Here is a 2,534-nt window from a genome sequence, read left to right as displayed (position 1 = left end):
CCCGCCGCCCGGCCTGCTGGCCCGGATCGGCCCCCGTCCCGCGGCCGGCCCCGACCGCGCCGTCTGGGACCAGGCCGTGGCCGCGCTGGCCGTCTACCACGCCCGCCACAATCCCACCGCCCCGCCGCATGCTCCCGGACCGCCACCGGCGCCCGACCCCGCATCCGTTGCGGCCGCCCGCTGGCACGACCAGCGTGACCAGGCCCGCCGGCTCGCACACGTCTGGGCGTCCCGGCTCGCCCCGGACGTCGCCGCCCGCTTCACCACCACCGCCGAAATGGTCCCCCGCGAACGGGCCGTCGCCGCCATCCACGGCCTGCTCGACCACGGCTGGCATCCAGACCCGCTCGTCGACGCGCTCACCAGCCATGATCTCGACACGGTGCGCACCGCCGCGGCCGTCCTCGACCACCGCGTCGCCGCCCTCTGCCGCGCCCACAGCATCGACGCCGTCGACTACCAGACCCCACCCCCACCCGGCCAGGTCGCCGAATGGCAGCACACCGTCCGCGTCCTCGACTCCGCCCAGATCAACCACCTGGCCTCCCGACCCACCGCCGACCTCACCGGCGAACGCGACGCACTGGGACGGATCATCACACTCACCGCGGCACGCGTGGCCAGTCCCGCGATCGGTGATGATCCCGAAGAGCGGGACGAAGAGGTGAAGGCACGCCGCCGGCTCCGACAGGCCACCAATACCCTCGCGACCGCCCGCCTCGCCCTCACCGCCGCCGAGAAACGCGTTCGCATCACCGGAACCGGCCGCACCAGGCACGACAACCCCGACGGCTCCGACCTGGCCCGTCTGCGCCGCGACGTCGCGCACGCCGACGACGCGGTCACCCTCGCCCGGACCAGCCACACCGCGGTACGACCCAACACCAGCCCGGCCGACGTCGACGCCGCACACGCCGCGCTCCGCGACCGGCACCGGCTCCTCGACGCCGCCCTCACCCGCCAGGTCGATCTTGCTTGTCTCCGCGCGACCCGCGAACCCGCCAGCTACCTCCACGACCTGCTCGGCCCACGCCCCACCACCCCGACCGAAACCGAAACCTGGGACCGCGACGCCCACGCCGTCGAGCACTATCGCCATCACGCCCTCGGCCTCACGTATGGAACCCCCGCCGCACCCGCCGACGCCGAGCCCCTTCATCGTGCTGTTGCTGAACCGCCCGACGACCCGACCCACCGCGCGGCCTATCAGCGACTCCGACGAAGCCCGATTGACCGACCCGACCTGGAACCCGGCATCTGACGACGGGCATGGGCGCTGAATCCGAAACCAGCAGTACCGGCGCGGTACAGGGTCAGTTCACCTGCCACAGGCGCACGGTCTTGTCCCCGCCAGCACTGGCCAAGGTACGCCCGTCCGGGGAGAACGCGACCTGGTACACGGCGTGGACGTGACCGGTCAACGGCTCACCCAATGGCCGAGGAGCCATCCGATCAGCCACATCCCACAGCCGCACCGTCTCATCCCCGCCAGCGTCCGCGCTGGCCAGACGCGTGCCATCCGGGGAAAAGGCCACCGACAGCACGGCGTCGGTGTGGCCGGTCAGCGTGGCCAACAGCTCCCCCGCGACACGCGGCGCCGGATCCCCACCGCGGCCACAGCCCACAACAAGGACCGCGCAGGCGAAGAGCCTTACAGCAGCGATGAGCCGAGGGCCCGCCCAGCCGTACACGCGGCCCGACCTGATGGCGCTGCGGGACGTGGCCCGGTCGGAGCGGGCAACGGGTTGCCGGGCCGCTCGTTCAAAGGCTGCGGAGTGGGACTCGCCTGCGATCGGGGCGGGGACAGGATCGGACACAGCGCCCAATCCTGTCATCATCCGGATTCGACCTGGTAGCTGACGGTACGCACGGAAACGTTGCGCCAGCCAACCCACAGGACGTGCCCGCCCACCGGCCGGCGCACCAACAGTGGATCACTGGTGACATTTTTGCTCCGCTGCTCCTGGACCACGGCGCGAGCCGGACACCTTTGTTGTAAGGGAGAGTGTCGGTCCAACTCCCGCCGACCAGCGGCGGAATGGTCAGCGTCTTCCGGTTGACCCGGATCACCGGGTACCAGTTGCCGGCGTAGAGCACCCGGTCGCCTTTGCGGAAGTCGCCGGGGCCCCACACCTTCTCGCCAGCGGCCTCCCGCTCGGCCACGTAGGCGCGCCAGTAGGCGATTCCGTCGGTGAGCTGGACGATGTCGGCTTCCACCCGACGCGGAAGGCGAAGTCGACCAGGCGCACCCGGTGGGCGTCGCGGGGGAACCCGGCCGTGCCGGGCCGCCACAGCCCGTAGTCCACCCCGTGAATGGTGAAGCGATGGGAATGCTCGTTGCTCCATCGATCGGCGAGCGGCGGGCCGGCGTCCGATGATTTCCCTCTTTTTTGCGGTTAACCGATGCCCATGCCGGCATGGTGGTGTCACGTGCGTAGCGTTGCGGGTTATGCGCGTGATCGGGGGACGGGGATGACAGGCATCGAGATCGCGGTCGGGTTTCTGTTCGCGTGGGCGGTACGTAAGGCCCGACG

Annotated in this window: 2 pseudogenes; one reads left to right on the top strand and one right to left on the bottom strand. The window is 71.0% G+C overall.

The annotated features are described in order from the left end of the window. Positions 1-1,261 (top strand): annotated as a pseudogene (locus U9980_RS28100) (TrwC relaxase); the annotation flags it as partial. Between the two features lie 52 nt (positions 1,262-1,313). Here U9980_RS28100 and U9980_RS28865 read toward each other — a convergent pair. Next, positions 1,314-1,577: pseudogene (locus U9980_RS28865) on the bottom strand (WD40 repeat domain-containing protein); the annotation flags it as partial. Positions 1,578-2,534: the final 957 nt, after the last annotated feature.

This window comes from Protofrankia sp. Cr1 (assembly GCF_963555865.1).
In the GTDB taxonomy this organism is placed as follows: Bacteria; Actinomycetota; Actinomycetes; order Frankiales; family Frankiaceae; genus Protofrankia.
This window is presented reverse-complemented; position numbering and strand designations above follow the sequence as displayed.